Below are 19,192 nucleotides of genomic sequence, written 5' to 3' on the forward strand. Positions count from 1 at the left end.
AATGATATAAATGGTCGTGTAATTAGGTGAGCATAATTTTAAGGACAGATTGCTACTGATTAGTAGCAAAATAAATATAAAAAATCCAGATATTGAAAAACGCGTAGCAGGAAAATAAACCTAATAATGAGAGGTATAAAAAATTATACCTCCCTTACCGTCATAACTATTTCGACGCCGTTAAGCTGGCCGCCGTGAATTCTGGATAACCAGCCGGTCGGCCATTATTCAGGTTAGTCAGGAAATTACTGTCTTTAAGCGGAATCGAAGCGGAACCATAGTCGAATGCATTTAATCGGTTACGCAGTTCTTCGTTACTGATACCGTCACCCGACATCGCATACCAGCTGACAATATCCGGCGTCACAAAGTTGCCGTAAGGGTTTTCTGCCTGTTCATTCGTTTTGGCAAACCGGAAAGCGTGCGTTAAAGCACCGTCTTTGTGGTACACGAATTTTAGGCGGCCGCCCTGCTTATCGATATTTGCTGCGGCTTCCGTCGTCAGTTTACCGTGCGCACTGAAGCTGCCGTGCGTTACTGCGCCGTTTTTAGTCCAGATGGCAACATGTTCCCAGTCATGTCGATGACCCGTATTCAAACCACCCACTACCTGATCTTTTAAGAAATAGAGCGCATAGAAGCTACCACAATAGCGAGAGCCACCGGAATCAACACAGGCATATCGGTGCAATGTATTTGACGAGTCTAAAAAATTACCCCATCGGCACCCGCCAGTCAGGCTTCCTGTCGGCTTCAAGCCACCGTTTTGTACCCCGCCTCGGCTAACCCCGGCACTGGGCAAACAGCCGTCACTGTCGAAATCAAATACCGGCGCAATCGCAAGCGCATTAATGCCTGACGGTAGCGCTTGATCCAACTTAGAGAAATTATCCGCATGCGCAGAAAAAGCGACACATAATATGGATGTCGCCATGATCGTTTTCTTTCCTGAAAGCATTTTCACTCCTTTAGCAGAAAATAGCCCTTTTGTGGACTCGTACCCTTGCAGTTACAATGAAAACAAAACGTAATATTGATAAAAAATGAAGGCAGGAATATTTTTAACAAGAAAGGCATGGAAATAAAAATCATTTATTTCCAACAATGAACACAAACATATTTAGCCTGCAAAATAATGCAGAGAATTTATCTATGAAAAACAGCTAAAGATCCTAACCCGTTATACCCTAAATAATTCGAGTTTCAGGCAGGCGGCAAGAGAAGGAATCCCGATGAGCTTACTCAGGTAAGTGATTCGGGTGACTGACAAATCTGCCAGAGGCAGGTTTGAACGCTGCTTGCAGCGGCCCCAACGGGGCGAGGTCCACGAAAGTGGGCCGAGTAGCGCAGCCAACGCACATCCAACGTGAAGTATGACGGGTATAGAATCTTTACTCACTAACTACACCATAACGCTGGCTTGCCGCATCAAAACGGTATTCCAGCAGAATATCGCCTCCGCCGTGGGAATAGCAGTTCAGCAGGATGCTGCGATTATCTCCGCCATTTTCAATATTCATATAAACGGGAGTCATGAAGAAGCCAAACTGGCATTGCTGAAAATCAGGCTGAAGAAGCTGATCGACATTGCCGCTCTTCTTGTTAATCGCCTTGATTCCCTCAACGACCATACCTGCATCACTGTTTTGATACACGCCGACAAAACTGTGAGTCGCCGTTTGTCCCCAGAAAGGAATATCAACCTGCCCTTGGACCTTAGCGGGCTGTTCGCTATCGTCAAAGGATGCCACGCGCCGTAGGCTAACATCATAATGCGCCTTTCCGTTTGACCACTCGCCGCGCAGTTCTTCCCCGACCTCGGTCAATTTAAACGGACAGTGCGTCATATCGATGCCGGACTTAACGCCCTGCACGATATATTTATCGTAGTCCTGAGGAGTATGGATTTCGCAGATTTCAAGCGACGTTTCCGAGAGCCGCCCATACAGAGGGATCGGCGCTCTGTATTTATCGTAAAAGTAGCTCCCAAGCAGATTTTTATCTTGGTCAATACTGTATTTCTGCAATGAAAAATGCACCGGATAAGGCCCAATGTGACCTTCGTAATTGCTCACGACATACCAGCCGGCTTGCGCACCCCATGTTGCCGTCCACAGTCCACAGGCTATTAAGGTTGATACCGCTGCTCTCATACATTCACCTTGTCTACCCGTCATACTTCAAGCTGCTTAGATGTTGGTTTATCTGCAACTCGCGTTGTGTTTTTAGTGTGTCAATCATGAAGCCGAAGCGTTCAAAAACGGCTTAACGTATCGGGCTAATCATGGTGGCAGCAGGGGCAGATTTCTACCTCAGACACCGTCATGGCTGTAGTGCCTTCGCAATCCCATTCAACACGTACGGCCTGCGTTTCTCGCCCTGAGTGGTGCAAATATTTCTCGACTGGGCTTTCCGTCATCCCGGTAATCACCTCCGTGGCGATGAGCTCATCACCAACAAAAACGCGGGCAGTTGCCTGTGAGGCTTCACGCACTTCGCCGGCTTGCCGATACAAATAATTAACCGTCAGTTTAATACTAGGCATAGCACTTCTTCACAGGGAAAAAACAAGAAAACAGTGTATCGCGTTCCCCCGCGCTTGTAGAGCAGATATGGGGAAAGGGTTATCACTGCATCACACTAATACTATGATAGCGTTATATTTTTTAAAAATGGGGATGTTTGGTCACATAAGCTCGCAAAATTGGTAATCAAAAAGTTAAATCTTATGCCTTTTGGATATTAATGAAGCAGAAAAAAAAGCCGATACCTTTTGCGATAGGGTGTTTTTTAATGCAATTGCATTTTGCATAAATAGTGTTTGGCATAAATACTGTTTTACATTAACCGTGTTCTCACTGAACCATTTCGTTAGCGTCATAGTGTTGAATAATAGGAAATTATTCCCAGCAGATTGATCTGTCTTCCAAGGAAGATAATTATCCTGCTTGTGTTGATAGCCTGAACCTCAACGATTGCGGCATTAGTGCATGTGGTTTTAACACACTGAAGTAACTCACTGGTAAAAACCATTACCAGCATTAAATAGATATAAGAAGGAGTTATACTGTGGTGATTCCAGATATTCAACTCGTGAATGCAACTACCCCGGCAACCATGCCTGCTATTGGCGCGGCCGCCAACCCGACTGTCGTTGCAGCCATCAGTCCGGGGAATAAAGCAGACACATCAACAAACTCAGATTCTCAAAATATGCCGGGCTCGAACGAGAGCACCAAAGTCACGCTGTCTTCCCAAAAGAAACGTGCAGCCGCAGAGAACGATACCCCACCGCCTGAACAGATCAAAGCACAGCAGAAAGCCGCAGCGGAATACTCTCTGGCGACGACAGGTATTCCTCTGTACAACGGCAAGCTCATTTCCGTGATTAAGTACCCGGATGGAAATTCTGAAATGTTTGATGCCTTTACCGGGCAACGTATCACGCAAGAAGACCTGGCATTCATAAGCGCACTTCATGGTTCAGATGGAGAACAGGTATTGCATTTCGAGAGTAAAACATCCTACAGCAATTTATCTGCGGCCGAAGTTTATCAGCAGATACAGGAAATGCTGCATGGTTCAGGCGATCAAGAAGAGCTGGCTTAATAAAAAATAGATGCCAAGACAACTCTATTCATTGCCCTGGCATTAAAGAAAGATATAACGCTATCTTAATACTGTAAGATTATTATTTGATGGAAACTGGCCGATTAACGATTAGCAACGAGTGCTTCCGAAAACTCAGCTAATCTTGTCAGTCCATATTCCCAGGGACCAAATCCCGCTTCTGCATTAATATGCCCCGCCTCACCGACATCAACCAGTTCGCTGTTCCACGCATGCGCCCAATATTGGGCGCGAGTGAAACTCATCAGCGGATCGTTATGACTGGCAAATGTCAGCGTCGGAACCGACAGCGGTACAGCCTGAATGCGATCGTCAATCTCAAAGCGCATAGGCTCAGCAGGAGCTACCAGCATCACACCAGCAATTCCCTCCTGACCCTGCTGCACCACATGACAGGAAGCCAGTGCGCCAAAGCTGTGGCCGATCAGAATTACGGGCTGTGTACAGACGCTAAGCTCACGACGGATCGCCAACACCCAGCGATCCAGATCGGCCTGATACCATTCCCGCTGACGTATACGATGCCAGTGAGGGAAACGCCGTTCCCAATGGCTTTGCCAGTGTTCATCATCGCTGTCGCGCAATCCCGGCACTAGCACCATCGTTAGCTGCTGGCTCACTTCCGTTAGCCGCCGATCGATTTCTGTTGTCTGCATCCGCCCTTAACACTCCTGTCAGTTACCCGAGCCCCTTCTGTCTGGTATATCAGCCACCGGTTACTTTAACAATCTGGCCTTGCAGCTTTTTCCTTTGATTTTGCCTTTCTGGAGCTGCTGCAACGCACGTTTGGCGCTGGCTTTACGGATTGCCACATAGGCATGCATCGGAAACATATCAATTTTCCCCACTTCCGCTGCCGTTAATCCTGCATCGCCGGTTAACGCACCGAGGATATCGCCGGGACGGATTTTGGCTTTTCTTCCACCATCAATGCACAGCGTCATCATCTCAGGTTCGAGCGCAACCTCGCCACTGCGGCTAATCTCATCCGACGGTGTCCATTTAATGCGCATACCGAGATAATCTTCAATCAGATTAGCGCGGTTCATTTCCTGTGGTGTACACAGACTCACCGCCAGACCCTTCGTACCCGCGCGGCCCGTTCTGCCAATGCGGTGAACGTGAACTTCAGGGTCGAAAGCCAGCTCAAAATTCACCACCAGCTCCAGCTCTTTGATATCGAGGCCGCGAGCCGCAACGTCGGTTGCCACCAGCACACGGCAACTACGGTTAGCAAAACGCACCAGAACCTGATCGCGATCGCGCTGCTCCAGATCGCCATGCAGCGCGGATACGCTAATCCCACGCATGTCCAGCGCGTCAAATACGCTCTGGCAATCACGCTTCGTGTTACAGAACACCACGCAGGACGCAGGCTGATAATGGCCCAAAATGGCAATCAACAGCGGCAGGCGCTGATCTTTCGTTGTCTCATAGAAACGTTGTTCAATAGCCGACTCTTCTACACCGTCCGCAACCTCGAAACGTTGCGGCTGACGCTGAACGCGTGCGCTGATCTGTTCGATCTCTTCCGGATAGGTAGCGGAAAATAACAGGGTTTGACGATCGGACGGCGTATAGGAAATCACATCATCAATCGCATCAGTAAAGCCCATATCCAGCATGCGATCCGCTTCGTCCAGCACCAGCACTTTCAGGCTATCCAGAGACAGCGACTGCTTGCGTAAATGGTCCTGAATACGTCCCGGCGTCCCGACGACAATATGCGGGGCGTGAACCAGCGAATCGAGCTGCTGACCCATCGGCTGACCGCCGCACAGTGTCAGAATTTTAATGTTTTGTGCAAAACGAGCCAGACGACGCAGCTCTTTGCTGACCTGATCGGCCAGCTCACGCGTTGGGCACAGCACCAGCGCCTGCGTGGTAAAGTCGCTCACGACAATGCGATCCAGCAGCCCAATGCCAAATGCCGCCGTTTTGCCGCTACCGGTTTTCGCCTTGGCCCGCACGTCTGCGCCGCTCAGAACGGCTGGCAACGTTGCCGCCTGGACTGGCGTCATGTCGGTATAGCCCAGTTCATTAAGATTAGATAACTGCTCTGCTGGCAGCGCGAGGGAAGAAAAAGAGGTTGTACTCACAGTGATTACTCTACCAAGGACGAGATAACGAAAGGTGACGCCGTGCTAAAAAGCGGCGCAGATATGCCGCAATCATAGCAGAGTTCGTCATCATTGACCGATTTACCTCCCGTTCTGCGACTAAAACAGCGAGGCAAATCCTTTGCTCACCAGAAAGCCTTGTCCTTCAGGTGATAAAAGGTAGTTTGCCAGCAGCCGCGCTTCACGCCGGGCAGGCTTCATAACAGCCAGCATGTACTCGGCATCAATACGATAGGGATCGGGTAAATGAACCACATGCAGATCCGGTTGATTGAGCAGTAACGGCAGATAGCTGGCGTAGCCAACGTGCATATCGCTCTGCCCGGTCCGAATCAGGTAACTTCCCGCCGTCATACCTGCTGGGATGGCATGGTCAAGCGCTCCACCCACCAGCGGTTTCGCTTTGTCGCGCAGTTGATTTCCCCATCCCCGATGCAGACGTTCGATGCGATCAAAGAGTTGAAATGCATAATCCCCACCGGGATCGCTGCCGGGCGTTGAGGTTGACAGCACAAAACGCGGGTCACGCAGCGCCATCAGCCAGAATTGCGTGGTCAGTTCCGGTACATTACGCATCACTATACAAAGGTGGTTGCGCGTAAATACGGTGGTTTCCTCCGCCAGTCCCAGCGCTTTCAAGCGTAAAGGGTGCGCGCAATTCGCCGAGGCGAAAATATCCACCGCATCGCCGTGCATCATTTTTTCACTCAGCAGCCCCGCCGGGCCGAAAGTCGGCGTCACGTCCACCGCATAACGTTCGCTGAACGTCGCCAGCAGCGGAGCGAATGCAAGGCGCAGGCTGCCAGCCGCATACAGGCGAAGGGGATCGGTCATAGTGGCTCCGTCATGGTCAATATCGGTATCAGCGCATAATACGGCTGCGGCGCGATGTCCACGCAGACCTGCCGCATCGGAATGCCGTATAACCGCGACAGGTTATCCTCCGTCACAACCTCATCACAGCGGCCATAAAGATAGTGCTGATTATCCATCAGCAGCAGTGCTCGATCGGCAATGGCCAGCGCGTGAGAGGGATCGTGCGTGGTCAGAAGAATGCTCAAGCGCTGCGTTTTAGCCAGATGCTTCAATAACCGCAGTACCTGCGCCTGATTTTGCACATCAAGCGCTGCCGTCGGTTCGTCCAGAATCAACACCTGACACTCCGAGGCCAACGCACGCGCGATGAGCACGAGCTGTCGTTGCCCACCGGACAACGCACTAAATTCACATTCAGCAAGGGATGCGATTCCCAGCATGGTCAGTGCATTCTGAGCCACGGTGATGTCATGCGCAGAAGGCATGGCAAACAGCCGGACACTCGCCGCACGCCCCATCAACACCATATCCAGAACGCTATAAGAAAACGGCGGCGTAAATATCTGCGGCACAAAACCAATGTGCCCATCGCGCTGGATCGTCCCGGAAAGCGGCGATAAATGCCCCATCAGCGTATTCAGCAGCGTCGTTTTCCCTCTGCCGTTCGCGCCCAGAATCGCCGTAATTTCCCCTTCCTGACAGCGCAAATTCAGCGGTGAAAAAAAGCCCTGTCCCCGCGGGTAGCCGTACACCAGTTCTTCTGTCGATAACCTGATGATAGACATGCTAGCGTCCTCTTCCCTGTCGCTGTGTTTTATACAACAGCACGGCAAAAAGCGGTGCGCCAAGTAGCGCGGTCAGAATGCCCAGCGGAATCTCCGCCTCAGTGAGATTGCGCGCCAGATCGTCCACCAGCACCATAAATCCCCCACCCAGCCACAGCGATACCGGTAGCAGGCGACGATGATCGGCCCCCACTAGCATGCGTGCGACATGAGGAATCACCAGCCCAATCCAGCCAATACTGCCGCTGACCGCCACCTGAGCGGCGACTATCGCAGCACACAAGCTCAAAATCAGCCAGCGCAAGGGCTGTACAGCGACACCCAGCGCACGCACGTCCTGCTCACCCATCGACAACACGTTGATGTGCCAACGCAGCCGCAGCAGTAGTCCGCCTGCAAGGCCTAGCGGCACCGCCATGGTCATCAGCGAGTTCCAGTGTGCGGTGGCAAAGCTGCCCAACAGCCAGAAAACGATACTCGGCAACTTCTCTTCGGTATCCGCCAGATATTGCATCAGGCTGACCAACGCACCGAAGAAGCCACTGAGGATGACGCCCGCCAGAATCAGGATCAGCACGTTCTGTTTACCAAATGCGGCAGCCATCATGAAAATCAGCAAGAGCGCCAGCATGCCGAACGTAAACGCAGACAGCAGCAAAAGCAGCGGCGTCCAGCTTAATAGAATCGCCAACGTGCCGCCGAAGGCCGCGCCAGCAGAAACACCGATGATATGCGGATCGACCAGCGGGTTACGGAAAACGCCTTGCAGCGTAGCCCCGCTCAGCGCCAGCGCCGCGCCCGCACACCAGGCTAATAACACGCGGGGTAAGCGCACACTCCACACCACTTGCCGTTCAATATCGCCAAGCAAGGGGGCTTTTCCGAACAGCAGATCGTTGCCAGACAGCGGCTCGACAAGGATCTGGATGATGCACCACGGGGATAAGCTAAAACGCCCTATCCCCAGTGAGCACACGGCAATTAACAGCGTGGACACCACCACCGTCAGCAGCGTGATCCGGTAGGTGCGATAACTCATTGTGCCGCAGAGGTATCCGCACGATAGTCCATACGGTAAAAGCGTTGGTAATACGCATCGGCCGTTTTTTGCATATCGATATCGGCGAAGCGTTCAGGATATAGCTTTTTCGCCATCCACAGTTCACCAATCGCTAACGCTTCCGGCATCGGGTAACCCCAGGCTTTCGCGTATTCCGGCATCAGATACACGCGGTGCTGTTTCACCGCATCAATCGCCTGCCAGGCCGGATCGTTGACGATCTGTGTCACAACATCCGGGTAGCGATCCTGCACGAAAATCACCTGTGGGTTCCAGGCCAGCACATTTTCAATCGATACTTGTTTAAAGCCTTTTATCGAAGCGGCCGCCACATTCAGCGCCCCTGCATGCGACATCATCAGGCCGGTATATTTTCCTGAACCGTAGGTTGTCAGGTCTGGGTTAGCCATATACACGCGGATTCGCTTTTCTTCTGGGATAGACTCCAGACGCGCACTCACGTTTTGCCGCTGTGTAAACGTATAGTCGATCAGCGCTTCCGCCTGTTTTTGACGCTCAACGACGTCACCAATCAGCCGAATTCCTGCCTTAAGCCCTTCGTTATACGCCGTGTTTTCATCACTCATCGTAGGATTGATTTTGTCGGCTTCTCCCGGCTGATCCTGACGCAGCGAGATCGCCACGACCGGAATGCCTGTCCGCTCAATCTGCGCAATCATTTCCGGCGGCGCATAGTTAGCGACAAAAACCACCTGCGGCGACAGCTTTAGCAGGCTTTCAATATTGACCTGCGTGAGATCGCCCGGCATTGGCAAATCCACCAGACGCGGAGCCAGCCGCACATAATGCTCGCCCAGCTGTTTCTTCCAACTGGAAAGCACCCCCACGACGCTCTCTTGTGCATCCAATTGCACCAGCAGATTTAAGGTTTGATGCTGCAACACCACCACGCGATTAACGTGGTCGGGAATCGTTACATTGCGCCCGAGTTGGTCGGTCACCTGACGCGCCGCCCAGGCATTGGAAAACACTAAAAACAGCCCGGCAATCCACAGCGTGTAGCCAAATTTCTTTATCATGTTGGTATCCTGATTTTCGCTATATATAAAATGATACAGCGTTAGCGACAAAGAAAATACTGATCTCGCTCATAATAATATTTGGATACCGATTTTGGGGTAGATAAGCGTGGGTAGTGCTTTTACCTAAATAACAGACGGTTTATTACGAGAGAAAATCAAAAAATCACCAGCTCAACCGGATATTTATTCTGCGAACGATTAGTCAGATAAACTGAATTATTACGTTAAAAAAATCATATTTATTCTCAGTATTAATCACGTAGAGTGATTCTATTACTGAATCTGTAGCACTTTGCTGTACAGGGCGAATGTACTAAATTTTTGCCTGAATATAAGGATAAATACCCTATGAAGAAAATCGGCTTTTTATCATTCGGCCACTGGTCACCGTCACAGCAGTCTGGCACACGTTCAGCGGCTGACGCATTACTGCAATCTATCGACCTTGCCGTTGCCGCCGAAGAGCTGGGTGCTGACGGCGCTTATTTCAGAGTGCACCACTTTGCCCGCCAGTTGGGGTCACCTTTCCCGCTGCTAGCCGCGATTGGGGCAAAAACCAAAAGCATTGAGATTGGCACCGGCGTCATCGACATGCGCTACGAAAATCCGCTGTACATGGCTGAAAACGCCGGCGCCGCCGATCTGATCGCTGGCGGACGCTTGCAGCTCGGCATCAGCCGTGGCTCGCCGGAACAGGTGATCGATGGCTGGCGCTACTTTGGCTACCAGCCGACAGAAGGGGAATCGGAAGCAGACATGGCACGGCGTCATACCGAAGTGCTGTTGGATGTGCTGCGTGGCGAAGGCTTTGCAAAACCAAATCCACAACCTATGTTCCCAAACCCACCGGGCCTTTTACGTCTGGAGCCCTACTCTGATGGGTTACGTGAACGAATCTGGTGGGGTGCCGGATCGAATGCCACGGCAGTATGGGCAGCGAAGCTAGGCATGAACCTGCAAAGCTCCACGTTAAAAGATGATGAAACGGGCGAACCTTTTCATATCCAACAGGCACAGCAAATTCGTGCCTATCGTGCCGCTTGGGCTGAGGCGGGTCATACGCGCGCACCACGCGTCTCCGTCAGCCGTAGTATTTTTGCATTGATGGATCACCGCGATCGCGCCTATTTCGGCGGAAGCAGTAACGATAGTGACAAGGTAGGTTTTCTGGATGAAAACACGCGCGCGATTTTCGGCCGCAGCTATGCCGCCGAGCCGGACGCGCTCATCGAACAGTTAAAACAGGATGAAGCGATTGCTGAAGCGGATACGCTATTACTAACGGTGCCGAACCAGCTGGGCGTGGATTACAATGCGCATGTGATCGAATCAATCCTGAAACATGTCGCGCCCGCGATGGGGTGGCGGGATTAGGCCTACGGCCTAAAAATGAAAGCCTATCCAGCAGGCGCAAAACCGACGATAACAGCGTCAATAATCGGGGAGATTGAGGGGCTATTTTTACTCGTATCTCCCCGTTTTTTTTAGCCTCTGAAACGGCTCAACGCTTTTTAATGCTATTTTGAAAATATAGTTTCTGGACCCCTTGAATTCCCCCCCTCACTGGGCGTAGATTTAGCGCCGATCCCGTCATAACTGGTGTGACTCTGGTGATGACAACGGGAAAGATTACCCTTCGGTGACATCACCGGCAGCGTAATTATTTCCTTCCATAATAAAACGCACAATCGGGATCGTTGCTGGCGTGGTTTCTGCTGGAGAATAAATCGGTGAAGTATTTTTTTATGGGTATCTCATTCTGTTTAGTCGTTTGGGTGAGTACCTTTATGCTGATGGTAGAATAACCTGTCATTTGCCCGGCAAAGATTTATTCATTGAAGGGCACACACAGATAAAGATAAAAAAGGCTGATGGTATTTATACCCTCAGCCTATTTTTATGCCTGCCGATCTATGTTCAGCCGACGATTCATATTGCCTTTGTCATTCTCTACAGATTGAATCCGTTCATTATCACACCAAACACGCCACCCATTGCCAGCCAGGGGCCAAAAGCTAACGGTTTAGCCGTATCCTCTTTACGCAACCCGCGCCAGACGAGAGTAACGACCAGACCGCTCAACGCTGCCACCAAAACCAGATTCGGCAATGCCTGCCAGCCCAGCCAGGCACCCAGCGCAGCCAGCAACTTAAAATCACCGTACCCCAGCGCTTCTTTGCCCGTGGCGTATTTGAATGCCCAATAAAGTAGCCACAGAGATAAATAACCAGCCATCGCGCCGACTACGGCATCGTTCAATGAAACAAATGTCCCCGACAGATTAAACAGCAACCCCATCCACAGAAGCGACAGCGTAAGCACATCCGGCAGCAGCAGCGTTTTTATATCAATAACGGTCAGCACCAACAGGAAGGACAACAGGATCAACGCCCCCCACAGCGCCATACCGGGCAACCAGAGCAAACCTGCCGCCAGAAAAGCCAGCATGGTGATGACTTCCACTAACGGATATTGCGCAGAGACCGATTGATGACAGCAGCGGGAGCGGCCGCGCAGCCACAGCCAGCTGAATAGCGGGATATTATCTTTGACCGCAATAGCCTGTTGGCAGTGCGGGCAAGACGAAGGCGGCCACCACAGGTTGTAGCGCGTATCACGATCGGAATCGGCCACGCCCGTTTCAAGCTCGATGTCCTGCCGCCAGCGACGCTCCAGCATAATCGGCAAGCGGTAAATCACCACGTTCAGAAAACTGCCAACAATCAATCCCAACACGCCCAGCGATCCAAACCACCACGCCGGAAACAGCTGTGCGAATTCCCTTAAATCGTCCACGTTAGTCCCTGATTGTTGATAAAGAAACGGTATGAATGAGCGGTTTATTTTTGCGCTCGACTACGCGGCACCGACAGCGCTGACCGCTATTACAGCAAGCGCCCCTGAAAATTCAGCGTTCTGGCACCCTGTTCATCGGCTTTACCGGTGGTTGCCAGCAGTTTTTTCATCGTCGCGGGTAAATCATTTCCGCTGCTAAGCTGCCCCGTAAAACGATATTCGCCTTTCGGGGTGACGCTGCCTTTGCCAGACAATTGCAGATGTGAGGAGGTCTGCCGCAGGCTCGCTTCTAGCGCGCCTTGCTGGCAGCTTAACGTGGCCTGAGGCGTAGCGAGTACCAGTCCACCCAGCGGCGTTTTCACCCGTGCACCCGGCCAGGTTACGTTGGCATCCAGCGATTGGCAGCCCGAACGATCTACCGTCGCCTCTTGTAGATTGAGCTGTACGTTTCCTTCGGCGCCGATTGGCACAATAAAACGCATATGGCTGAATAAATAGCCCGCCGGTACAGAAAGCTGCCATTGATAAAACTGCGGCTGCTGCCAACCGCGAATGATCCCACGGCCTGCAATGCCTTCTGGGTTTTTAAACGCAATTTCCAGCGCGGGCATAAAATCCGAGAACGTGATGTTCCAGTGCACATCGTCCAGCATTAACGTGCGCCAGCTAAACCGTTGCAGGCTCCCCTGCCATAACGTTCCGGCGGCCTCTGCGACCACCATTCCTGCGGGCAGCGGCACAGCCGTAAGCAGACGGGCAGGCGCATAGCACGCAAGGAACAGCCCATAGGCCAGAACCAGAGCGATACCTGCGCCGATACCGGACTTAAGCTTCATCCGCCCGTTCCAGCATCAGTCTGGTGACATCCACCATTCCGGGGCTTTGCTCGACGGCGTTAACATCCAGTGACATCACTTTCACGCCGTTTTTCTGTTCCAATTCGCCAAGCCAACGCAGCAGACTATTAAAATCACTTTGCCCCAGCGTCACCGATGCCTGGCTGCCCTGTGGCTGCAAACGCACAACGTTTAGTCCGTAACGCTTGGTACTTTGTGAAATCAAAATCGGCAGACTGACGTCTCGCTGACTATTGTCCCCCGGCGCCTGATTTCCCTGCGGAATCAATGAAGCTTGCTTCTGCATCCAGTTGACGGTCTGCTGCTCGCGGGAAATGGTGCGCTCCCACAGATCTTCCCGCTCCTGCCACGGCTGGAGGATAGCGTAATACACCACACAGAGCAGAAGCACCGCCGCACACACCACCATAAGCTGGCGCTCACGCGGGCTCATCGCCTGCCAGCGTTGCCGTAATTCATTCATTGCTGGCTCCTTAATGTTAAGCGGCCTTCAACCCGATCGTTTTCCTGCCGCATCTCTCCCGCTTGTACCTGATAATAAGCGGCAGCCTGCTGCTGAAACTGCTCAAGTTCCTGATATGACGTGCCCTGCAACGCCAGCCGGAACTCGCCCGCCGCGCCGTCGTAAGACAGCGACTGAATTTTGATCGCGCTATTCTGTGTCATGAGCTGCTGTAAGGGGTTCAATTGATCCAGCAGCGCTTTCCCTGCGCCTCCGGCTGCCGTACGTTGCAGGTGCTGCTGCATCTGCGCGCGCGGGTTAACGACATTCGTCTCGGAAGGGAAAATTTGCCGATAGGTGCGCACGCTTTCCTGCCGCCAATGCTCAGACTGTTGATAAAGCTGGTAGTGCGCCCAGCCAGCATCCGCCACAACCAGCAAGAGGTAACAGGCAAACGCGATCCCGACGCCACGCCACGGCAGCAGAGTGTTTTGCCAGGCTTTCTCCGGTGCATAATCGCCTTGTCGCAGATCGACCGAGGCAGGTAAGTGCGCCGTTGCCGCCAGCGTGAAGAGATCCGTTTCCGGCTGCGCCTTCCATTCGCCCTCTTCCTGCCATTCGTACTGCGACAGCTCACCACTGACCGATGCAGCGCTGTAGCTGTATATCGCAGGCAGCGGCATAGAGGCTTTCAGCAGATCACCGCACCAGGAGGACTCCGCCGCCATGGCATGGCCCGTAGGCTGACGAAATAGCCACATGTCATCATGCTGCAACGCACTCCAGCCATCCTGATGTTTCGGCAATACGCGAGCGTCAGGCAATAACGTATCGACGCTGAGGCCCAGCGCATCACACTGTGCCAGCCAACGTTGCATCCGGTTTTTTTCCACCACGGCAACCGTGCCGTCATCGCCATGAATTTCCAGCACAGCAAAATGCAGCTTTTCAATTTCCGTCGCCAGTTGGTCTTCCAGCATAAACGGCACGACTTGCGTCAACTGACGCCGGGCCTGTCGGGGCAGCGTCAGGGTATAAAACGTCACGTCAGTGGCCGGAACCAGAACGCGGGTAAACGTCACGGACGGATAGGCTGCCAGCACCTGACGAACCTGCTCTACGCTACCGCGCCCCTGACTCAGTAAACTTTCCCCATTGGATGAACGCACCTGCCATTCGATCTCTCCCTGCTCTTCTACTGGAAGACGAACAATGAGGCACGGATGCCGAGCGATCGTTCCTCGATTTAATGGGGTTTTTGCGGCTTTTCGCTTCCATTTTCCCGCTATTTTCATGGATTCACCGTCCTATATCCTCCATATTGCCGCTGCACAACCTCTATCTTTTGTCCACTCAGATGAAGCAAGCTACGTTGATGGAAATCGCTGTCGCCGACACGCACCTGGAGTTTTACAAAGAACCATTCACTTTTTACTGCCAGCACTCGCTGCGCGGTATTTTTACTATTCGGGGGCAATAACCCGGTTTGTTGCAGCACCTCAAGACTTGCCCACCCCATACGTGGCCGCTGCTGCACCAGTGCTTTTGCCTGCGACATCGTCATTTCGTTCAGGAACACGGCGGATAACAGCGGGGCATCAAATTCGGTTAGCGTGTTGATATTAATGGACATCGCATCCACCGGCAGCGCACAGACATAAGGCAATAGCCGACGATAGAGATCGCTGTCCATGCCATACACTGCACGTAATTCGCTAATTTCACTCATTCTCTGATTAGCGGTACGATAAGGCACTGGCAGCGTGGCATAGACGTCGTCTTCCGCACCGTTCGCCGACGGATAGTTATCTGCATCAATCCAGTCACGCACCGCCGCAGTAATTTTTTCTGCACGATCCGTTTCCTCGCCCAGATTTTTCAATAGCAAACGGAAAACCTGCGCCGGGTAAGGCGTCTTCACCAGCGTACTTTCGTTATCCACGCCTTGATTGATCGCATTCACATTAAAACAGGTACGCGCATCGCTAATCTGGCCAGTGATCTCCCCACCATCCACAGGGAAACGATGCCCCGGCTGCGACCAGTTCTGTCCGGCAAACGTACGCCCCGGCATACCCCGCGCATCGCGCTGTAATATCTGCCCGCTTAGCGTTTCCGCCCCTAATGCGTACCACTTCGCCTGCTGGCGGCTCAAGTGACTTTCGGTGCGCAAAAACGCTTTGCCTGTGCGCTCCGTAATCACCGCGGCAATCGTCACCATTAATGCCAGAATCAGGAGCACCACCAGCAGCGCCGCGCCGCGCTGACGCGACCTCATTTAACCGGTCCGGTGGTAATCAAAAATATACGCGACATTTCTCCGTAATCCCTTAAGGTCAGCACCACTTCAATCCCTTGTGGCAATTGCGTACTGTTGTCCCAGCGATCGCGCCAGGTTTTATTGCTGAAAAAGCGCAGGCGGAAACCATCGACCTGCGTGAGAAGCGGTTTTACGCCGGGATCGAGCCCTTCAATGGGGTCGGGAGTCACGTGCGTTAACCGTTCCAGAGTGTGTTCCCGCAGCCGATAGGCCACAGGCTGAAGTTCAGAGCGCGGCAGAATACCAAACGGGTTCTGCCAGCCATTGCGCATAAAGCTGACGCCCCAGTCATCACTTTTTAACTGATCGCGACCGGCGTAAAACATCGAGGTACTTCCTCTGCTGCCGCGTGCGATCATCTGGGAGAAATCGTTGTCCATTTGTGAAAATGCGCGCTGTATTTCGGCCAGACGATCGGCCTTGCGTTGTGAAATTTCATCATTACGCATCACGCCGTTCAGCACCTGAAACGCACTGAGGCTCAGTGCCGCAAAAATAGCGATCGCCAGAATCATTTCCAGCAGAGTAAACCCCTGCTGGCTTTTCTGTCGCGCGGGCTCTCGCCCCCTTCTTATTTGGCTACACATCCTTGTTTTACTAAACATTATTGCTTCACCACATAGGTGCGCAGGGAAGCATCGGCGGCAAAGGCATCTTTATTACGTCGCACTTCCACATCCAGCGCTTTGGTCTGAGGATCGCCAGTCTCTACGCCCTGCCAGCGCCAATGCCAGCGCTGACCGGCGAACTGCGTTTCTCCTTTCACCCACGACGCTTCCGGCCAGCGCTGTTCCAGCCGCAGTTGAACCTGCTGGTTTTCCGACACCCAGCCTGCAAATGTCTTCTCTTCCAGTCGGCTCAGGCTGCTTGCCTGTCTGGCTGTCGTTTGCAAAACGGCAATGCCTGCCAGCGCAAAAACACTCAGCGCGACCAGCACCTCCACCAGCGTCATCCCTTTCTGTCGTCTCATCGTTTCTTGCCCTGACTCATCGACGTCACAAACCGTCCGTTACTATCCACCTGGAGCCAATTCGAGAGCGCTTTGTTTTCAGATTTAACGAGCAGACGGAAAGGCGTGATTTCGCCACCGGGCAAAATCAGGATATCGGGATCGTCACCACTCTGCGTTTTATCCACTTTTTTCCCATCGGCTTGCAGTAACTCAAGTCGTAATGCCTCGGGCAGCGATGTCGATGCGCTCACCCGATGCGGTTGCCACGGCTGCCACTTGTAGCCCTGCCAGCGATCGCCGCTTGGGATCGGCGTCCCTTCCGATGCAGCGGGTCGCTGGAGTTGATAAAACTGCCAGCGATCGGGATGGATACGAACACCCAACATGTATTCATTAACCTGACTGCTTTCAGCGGCAAACTCCAGCTGCGCCTGAAAACGAGCCAACTGCCAGGCGCTGTCATTCTGGCGCTCGGGAGGAAACGCCATGACGACCATGCTAGCCGCGATGCCCGCCAGTAACACGACTAGCATCATTTCCAGCAGGGTGAACCCCTGCTGCTTCCTCGTTGACCGCTTCATTGCGCTTTTGCCGTCCTTTTCCCGCCGCCATCGATAGCCACTACCCACAACAATCTGCAACAAAGACCGACGTCTTTATTTTTTATCAAGATTCCAGTTGCCGATATCATCTTCCGTTCCCGGCATGCCATCTGGCCCCAGAGAGAAGATATCCAGTTTGCCGTGCTGGCCGGGGTTCAGCAGTTGATAGTCCGTGCCCCACGGATCCTGCGGCAGGCGGCGAATATAGCCATCGGCTGGGTAGTTACGCGGTTCCGGCTGTACCGTCGGCTTCGTCACCAGCGCCTTAAGCCCCTGCTCTGTGGACGGATAGCGGTTGTTATCCAGCTTGTACATGTCGAGTGCGCTTTCCAGAGACACAATGTCGCTGACGGCTTTTTGTCGATCCGCCTTTTCCTTATTCCCCATCAGATTGGGCACCACCAGACTCGCCAGTACGCCGAGAATGACGATGACCACCATAATTTCCAACAGGGTAAAACCACGCTGACGATAACCGCTCTGACCATAACCACGCTGAGACTGTTGCATCCTTACTTTTCCTCATTCAATTGTTGGTTCTCTTACGAACTCATTAACGTATTCAGTTGCAGAATCGGTTGTAAAATCGCGAGTACGATAAACAACACCACCGCCGCCATGCTGACCACCAGCAGAGGCTCAAATAGCCCCAGCGCCAGCGTCATCTGCGAACTGAATTCCCGATCCTGATTATCCGCCGCCCGCTCCAGCATGCTGTCCAACTCGCCGCTGCGTTCACCGCTGGCGATCATATGACGCATCATTGGGGGGAAGAGCGCCGTCTGTTCCAGCGCTTTGTGCAGGCTGACGCCCTCTCGTACCGCATCCGTCGCCAGAGAGAGCCGATAGCGGGCATAGTCATTGCTCATGACATCGCCGCTAATGCGCATTGCCTGTAACAGCGGCACCGCACTGGCGTTAAGAATACTGAGCGTCCGCGCGTAACGAGCCGTATTCAAGCCACGCGCTATGCGGCCGATCAGCGGTAAATGCAGCAGGCGTCGATGAAAACTGACGCGCCGCTTTTCCTGTCGCAGCATCACACGAAACGCCATAAAACCAGCCAGCAATGCCAGCAGCATCCACGGCCCAAACGTGCGCACGGCATCACTCATTCCCATCAACACGCGGGTTGAAAGCGGCAGCGCTTGCTTCATATGAATAAATTGCTCGACGACTTTCGGCACCACGACAGACAGCAAAATGCTGACCACGGCAATCGCGACCACGGTTAATACGCACGGGTAAATCATCGCCTGCTGAATGCGGCTGCGCATCTGCTGGCGCTGCTCGGTGTAGTCCGCTAATCGGTTCAACACGGCATCAAGGTGACCGGACGTCTCGCCTGCGGCAACCATCGCGCAGTACAGCCGTTCAAAGCTGCCGGGGAAGCATTTCATCGCATCGGCCAGCGAGTGACCTTCCATGACCTTGCTGCGCACCGCCGCCATCAACTGGCTCAGCTGTGGCTTTTCGCTCTGTTTCGCCACCGCATCCAGCGCCTCTTCCAGCGGCAACGACGCCGCCACCAGCGTAGCCAACTGGCGAGTCAATAGCGCCAAATCTGAGGTGCTGAGCCGAATTTTGCGGCGTAGGGAGAATCCTGTAGAACTGGATTTCTGCTGATCGCCTCGGTTTTCATCAACCGACAGCGGCACCAGCCCGCGCTCCCGCAATAGCTGACGCGCCTGTCTGGCAGAGTCGGCCTCCTGAGCGCCACGGCATTTTTTTCCCTGCGCATCCAGCGCCTGATAGTGGTACTGTGCCAT

Annotated in this window: 22 protein-coding genes; 3 read left to right on the top strand and 19 right to left on the bottom strand. The window is 52.9% G+C overall.

Translation table 11 applies throughout. The features are described 5' to 3' along the window. Positions 1-166 precede the first annotated feature (166 nt). The 3 genes from EIP93_RS15365 to EIP93_RS15375 all read right to left on the bottom strand — a co-directional run bounded on the left by EIP93_RS15365 (position 167) and on the right by EIP93_RS15375 (position 2,545). Positions 167-958 carry an NPP1 family protein gene (locus tag EIP93_RS15365; protein WP_103862222.1) on the bottom strand — a complete coding sequence of 264 codons (792 nt, stop codon included), beginning with the start codon at positions 956-958 and terminating at the stop codon, positions 167-169. A 433-nt stretch (positions 959-1,391) separates the two neighbouring features. Further along, positions 1,392-2,153, bottom strand: coding sequence for a hypothetical protein (locus EIP93_RS15370; RefSeq protein WP_164498015.1), 762 nt, complete (start codon positions 2,151-2,153; stop codon positions 1,392-1,394). Positions 2,154-2,278: 125 nt separating this feature from the next. Further along, positions 2,279-2,545: a hypothetical protein gene (locus tag EIP93_RS15375; RefSeq protein ID WP_103862223.1), complete on the bottom strand. Its 267-nt coding sequence runs from the start codon at positions 2,543-2,545 to the stop codon at positions 2,279-2,281. Positions 2,546-3,069: 524 nt separating this feature from the next. Between EIP93_RS15375 and EIP93_RS15380 the strand changes: the two genes are divergently transcribed. Beyond that, positions 3,070-3,609, top strand: a complete 540-nt coding sequence (locus EIP93_RS15380) for a hypothetical protein (protein WP_103862224.1) — start codon at positions 3,070-3,072, stop codon at positions 3,607-3,609. Between the two features lie 104 nt (positions 3,610-3,713). On the opposite strand, the gene EIP93_RS15385 is transcribed toward EIP93_RS15380, so the two are convergent. The 6 genes from EIP93_RS15385 to EIP93_RS15410 form a co-directional block, all read right to left on the bottom strand. Further along, positions 3,714-4,286: an alpha/beta hydrolase gene (locus EIP93_RS15385; protein WP_103862225.1), complete on the bottom strand. Its 573-nt coding sequence runs from the start codon at positions 4,284-4,286 to the stop codon at positions 3,714-3,716. Positions 4,287-4,346: 60 nt separating this feature from the next. Next, on the bottom strand, positions 4,347-5,729 hold the full coding sequence (gene dbpA, locus EIP93_RS15390) for an ATP-dependent RNA helicase DbpA (RefSeq protein ID WP_103160341.1): 1,383 nt from the start codon (positions 5,727-5,729) through the stop codon (positions 4,347-4,349). A gap of 120 nt (positions 5,730-5,849) precedes the next feature. Then, positions 5,850-6,584 (bottom strand): molybdate ABC transporter substrate-binding protein, encoded by a 735-nt coding sequence (locus EIP93_RS15395; protein WP_109224822.1) that lies wholly within the window; start codon positions 6,582-6,584, stop codon positions 5,850-5,852. Continuing rightward, a complete protein-coding gene (locus EIP93_RS15400) occupies positions 6,581-7,351 on the bottom strand; it encodes an ABC transporter ATP-binding protein (protein ID WP_125232933.1) in 771 nt (256 codons plus the stop codon). The genes EIP93_RS15395 and EIP93_RS15400 overlap by 4 nt, the downstream gene beginning before the upstream one ends. 1 nt (position 7,352) lies before the next feature. Beyond that, positions 7,353-8,390: a FecCD family ABC transporter permease gene (locus EIP93_RS15405; protein ID WP_125232934.1), complete on the bottom strand. Its 1,038-nt coding sequence runs from the start codon at positions 8,388-8,390 to the stop codon at positions 7,353-7,355. Continuing rightward, positions 8,387-9,451, bottom strand: coding sequence for an ABC transporter substrate-binding protein (locus EIP93_RS15410; RefSeq protein ID WP_125232935.1), 1,065 nt, complete (start codon positions 9,449-9,451; stop codon positions 8,387-8,389). The genes EIP93_RS15405 and EIP93_RS15410 overlap by 4 nt, the downstream gene beginning before the upstream one ends. Before the next feature lie 351 nt (positions 9,452-9,802). Here EIP93_RS15410 and EIP93_RS15415 point away from each other — a divergent pair, with 351 nt between their 5' ends. Together EIP93_RS15415 and ypdK are read left to right on the top strand one after the other, a co-directional pair. Continuing rightward, complete coding sequence (locus EIP93_RS15415; protein ID WP_103862229.1) at positions 9,803-10,828, top strand: LLM class flavin-dependent oxidoreductase; 1,026 nt, start codon at positions 9,803-9,805, stop codon at positions 10,826-10,828. A gap of 356 nt (positions 10,829-11,184) precedes the next feature. Beyond that, on the top strand, positions 11,185-11,259 hold the full coding sequence (gene ypdK / locus EIP93_RS15420) for a membrane protein YpdK (RefSeq protein ID WP_099606229.1): 75 nt from the start codon (positions 11,185-11,187) through the stop codon (positions 11,257-11,259). Positions 11,260-11,404: 145 nt separating this feature from the next. Here ypdK and EIP93_RS15425 read toward each other — a convergent pair whose 3' ends face one another. The 10 genes from EIP93_RS15425 to gspF all read right to left on the bottom strand — a co-directional run bounded on the left by EIP93_RS15425 (position 11,405) and on the right by gspF (position 19,192). Continuing rightward, positions 11,405-12,250 (bottom strand): prepilin peptidase, encoded by an 846-nt coding sequence (locus EIP93_RS15425; RefSeq protein WP_107333189.1) that lies wholly within the window; start codon positions 12,248-12,250, stop codon positions 11,405-11,407. An 89-nt stretch (positions 12,251-12,339) separates the two neighbouring features. Next, the gene (locus EIP93_RS15430) at positions 12,340-13,086 is read right to left on the bottom strand and encodes a type II secretion system protein N (protein ID WP_107333190.1); all 747 of its coding nucleotides are present in this window, start codon (positions 13,084-13,086) and stop codon (positions 12,340-12,342) included. After that, positions 13,076-13,570, bottom strand: coding sequence for a type II secretion system protein GspM (gspM, locus tag EIP93_RS15435; protein ID WP_103862232.1), 495 nt, complete (start codon positions 13,568-13,570; stop codon positions 13,076-13,078). Before gspM ends, EIP93_RS15430 begins: the two co-directional genes overlap by 11 nt. Beyond that, complete coding sequence (gspL, locus tag EIP93_RS15440) at positions 13,567-14,844, bottom strand: type II secretion system protein GspL (RefSeq protein ID WP_107333191.1); 1,278 nt, start codon at positions 14,842-14,844, stop codon at positions 13,567-13,569. Before gspL ends, gspM begins: the two co-directional genes overlap by 4 nt. After that, entirely contained in the window at positions 14,841-15,827 is a 987-nt protein-coding gene (gene gspK, locus EIP93_RS15445; RefSeq protein ID WP_010302966.1) for a type II secretion system minor pseudopilin GspK, read from the bottom strand. The genes gspL and gspK overlap by 4 nt, the downstream gene beginning before the upstream one ends. Further along, positions 15,824-16,474 (bottom strand): type II secretion system minor pseudopilin GspJ, encoded by a 651-nt coding sequence (gene gspJ, locus EIP93_RS15450; RefSeq protein ID WP_103940956.1) that lies wholly within the window; start codon positions 16,472-16,474, stop codon positions 15,824-15,826. The genes gspK and gspJ overlap by 4 nt, the downstream gene beginning before the upstream one ends. Then, positions 16,474-16,839: a type II secretion system minor pseudopilin GspI gene (gene gspI / locus EIP93_RS15455; RefSeq protein WP_107333192.1), complete on the bottom strand. Its 366-nt coding sequence runs from the start codon at positions 16,837-16,839 to the stop codon at positions 16,474-16,476. Before gspI ends, gspJ begins: the two co-directional genes overlap by 1 nt. After that, positions 16,836-17,402 (bottom strand): type II secretion system minor pseudopilin GspH, encoded by a 567-nt coding sequence (gene gspH, locus EIP93_RS15460; RefSeq protein WP_103940954.1) that lies wholly within the window; start codon positions 17,400-17,402, stop codon positions 16,836-16,838. The genes gspI and gspH overlap by 4 nt, the downstream gene beginning before the upstream one ends. A gap of 75 nt (positions 17,403-17,477) precedes the next feature. Continuing rightward, positions 17,478-17,933, bottom strand: a complete 456-nt coding sequence (gene gspG / locus EIP93_RS15465) for a type II secretion system major pseudopilin GspG (protein WP_103862236.1) — start codon at positions 17,931-17,933, stop codon at positions 17,478-17,480. Positions 17,934-17,965: 32 nt separating this feature from the next. Continuing rightward, on the bottom strand, positions 17,966-19,192 hold the full coding sequence (gene gspF, locus EIP93_RS15470) for a type II secretion system inner membrane protein GspF (RefSeq protein WP_103862237.1): 1,227 nt from the start codon (positions 19,190-19,192) through the stop codon (positions 17,966-17,968).

The organism is Pectobacterium versatile (assembly GCF_003932035.1).
Lineage (GTDB): Bacteria > Pseudomonadota > Gammaproteobacteria > Enterobacterales > Enterobacteriaceae > Pectobacterium > Pectobacterium versatile.

Coding starts and splice junctions, on each gene's coding strand:
- EIP93_RS15365 (WP_103862222.1), bottom strand. CDS start 958: ATGCTTTCAGGAAAGAAAACGATCATGGCGACATCCATATTATGTGTC.
- EIP93_RS15370 (WP_164498015.1), bottom strand. CDS start 2,153: ATGAGAGCAGCGGTATCAACCTTAATAGCCTGTGGACTGTGGACGGCA.
- EIP93_RS15375 (WP_103862223.1), bottom strand. CDS start 2,545: ATGCCTAGTATTAAACTGACGGTTAATTATTTGTATCGGCAAGCCGGC.
- EIP93_RS15385 (WP_103862225.1), bottom strand. CDS start 4,286: ATGCAGACAACAGAAATCGATCGGCGGCTAACGGAAGTGAGCCAGCAG.
- EIP93_RS15395 (WP_109224822.1), bottom strand. CDS start 6,584: ATGACCGATCCCCTTCGCCTGTATGCGGCTGGCAGCCTGCGCCTTGCA.
- EIP93_RS15400 (WP_125232933.1), bottom strand. CDS start 7,351: ATGTCTATCATCAGGTTATCGACAGAAGAACTGGTGTACGGCTACCCG.
- EIP93_RS15405 (WP_125232934.1), bottom strand. CDS start 8,390: ATGAGTTATCGCACCTACCGGATCACGCTGCTGACGGTGGTGGTGTCC.
- EIP93_RS15410 (WP_125232935.1), bottom strand. CDS start 9,451: ATGATAAAGAAATTTGGCTACACGCTGTGGATTGCCGGGCTGTTTTTA.
- EIP93_RS15415 (WP_103862229.1), top strand. CDS start 9,803: ATGAAGAAAATCGGCTTTTTATCATTCGGCCACTGGTCACCGTCACAG.
- EIP93_RS15430 (WP_107333190.1), bottom strand. CDS start 13,086: ATGAAGCTTAAGTCCGGTATCGGCGCAGGTATCGCTCTGGTTCTGGCC.
- gspM (WP_103862232.1), bottom strand. CDS start 13,570: ATGAATGAATTACGGCAACGCTGGCAGGCGATGAGCCCGCGTGAGCGC.
- gspL (WP_107333191.1), bottom strand. CDS start 14,844: ATGAAAATAGCGGGAAAATGGAAGCGAAAAGCCGCAAAAACCCCATTA.
- gspK (WP_010302966.1), bottom strand. CDS start 15,827: ATGAGGTCGCGTCAGCGCGGCGCGGCGCTGCTGGTGGTGCTCCTGATT.
- gspJ (WP_103940956.1), bottom strand. CDS start 16,474: ATGTTTAGTAAAACAAGGATGTGTAGCCAAATAAGAAGGGGGCGAGAG.
- gspI (WP_107333192.1), bottom strand. CDS start 16,839: ATGAGACGACAGAAAGGGATGACGCTGGTGGAGGTGCTGGTCGCGCTG.
- gspH (WP_103940954.1), bottom strand. CDS start 17,402: ATGAAGCGGTCAACGAGGAAGCAGCAGGGGTTCACCCTGCTGGAAATG.
- gspG (WP_103862236.1), bottom strand. CDS start 17,933: ATGCAACAGTCTCAGCGTGGTTATGGTCAGAGCGGTTATCGTCAGCGT.
- gspF (WP_103862237.1), bottom strand. CDS start 19,192: ATGGCACAGTACCACTATCAGGCGCTGGATGCGCAGGGAAAAAAATGC.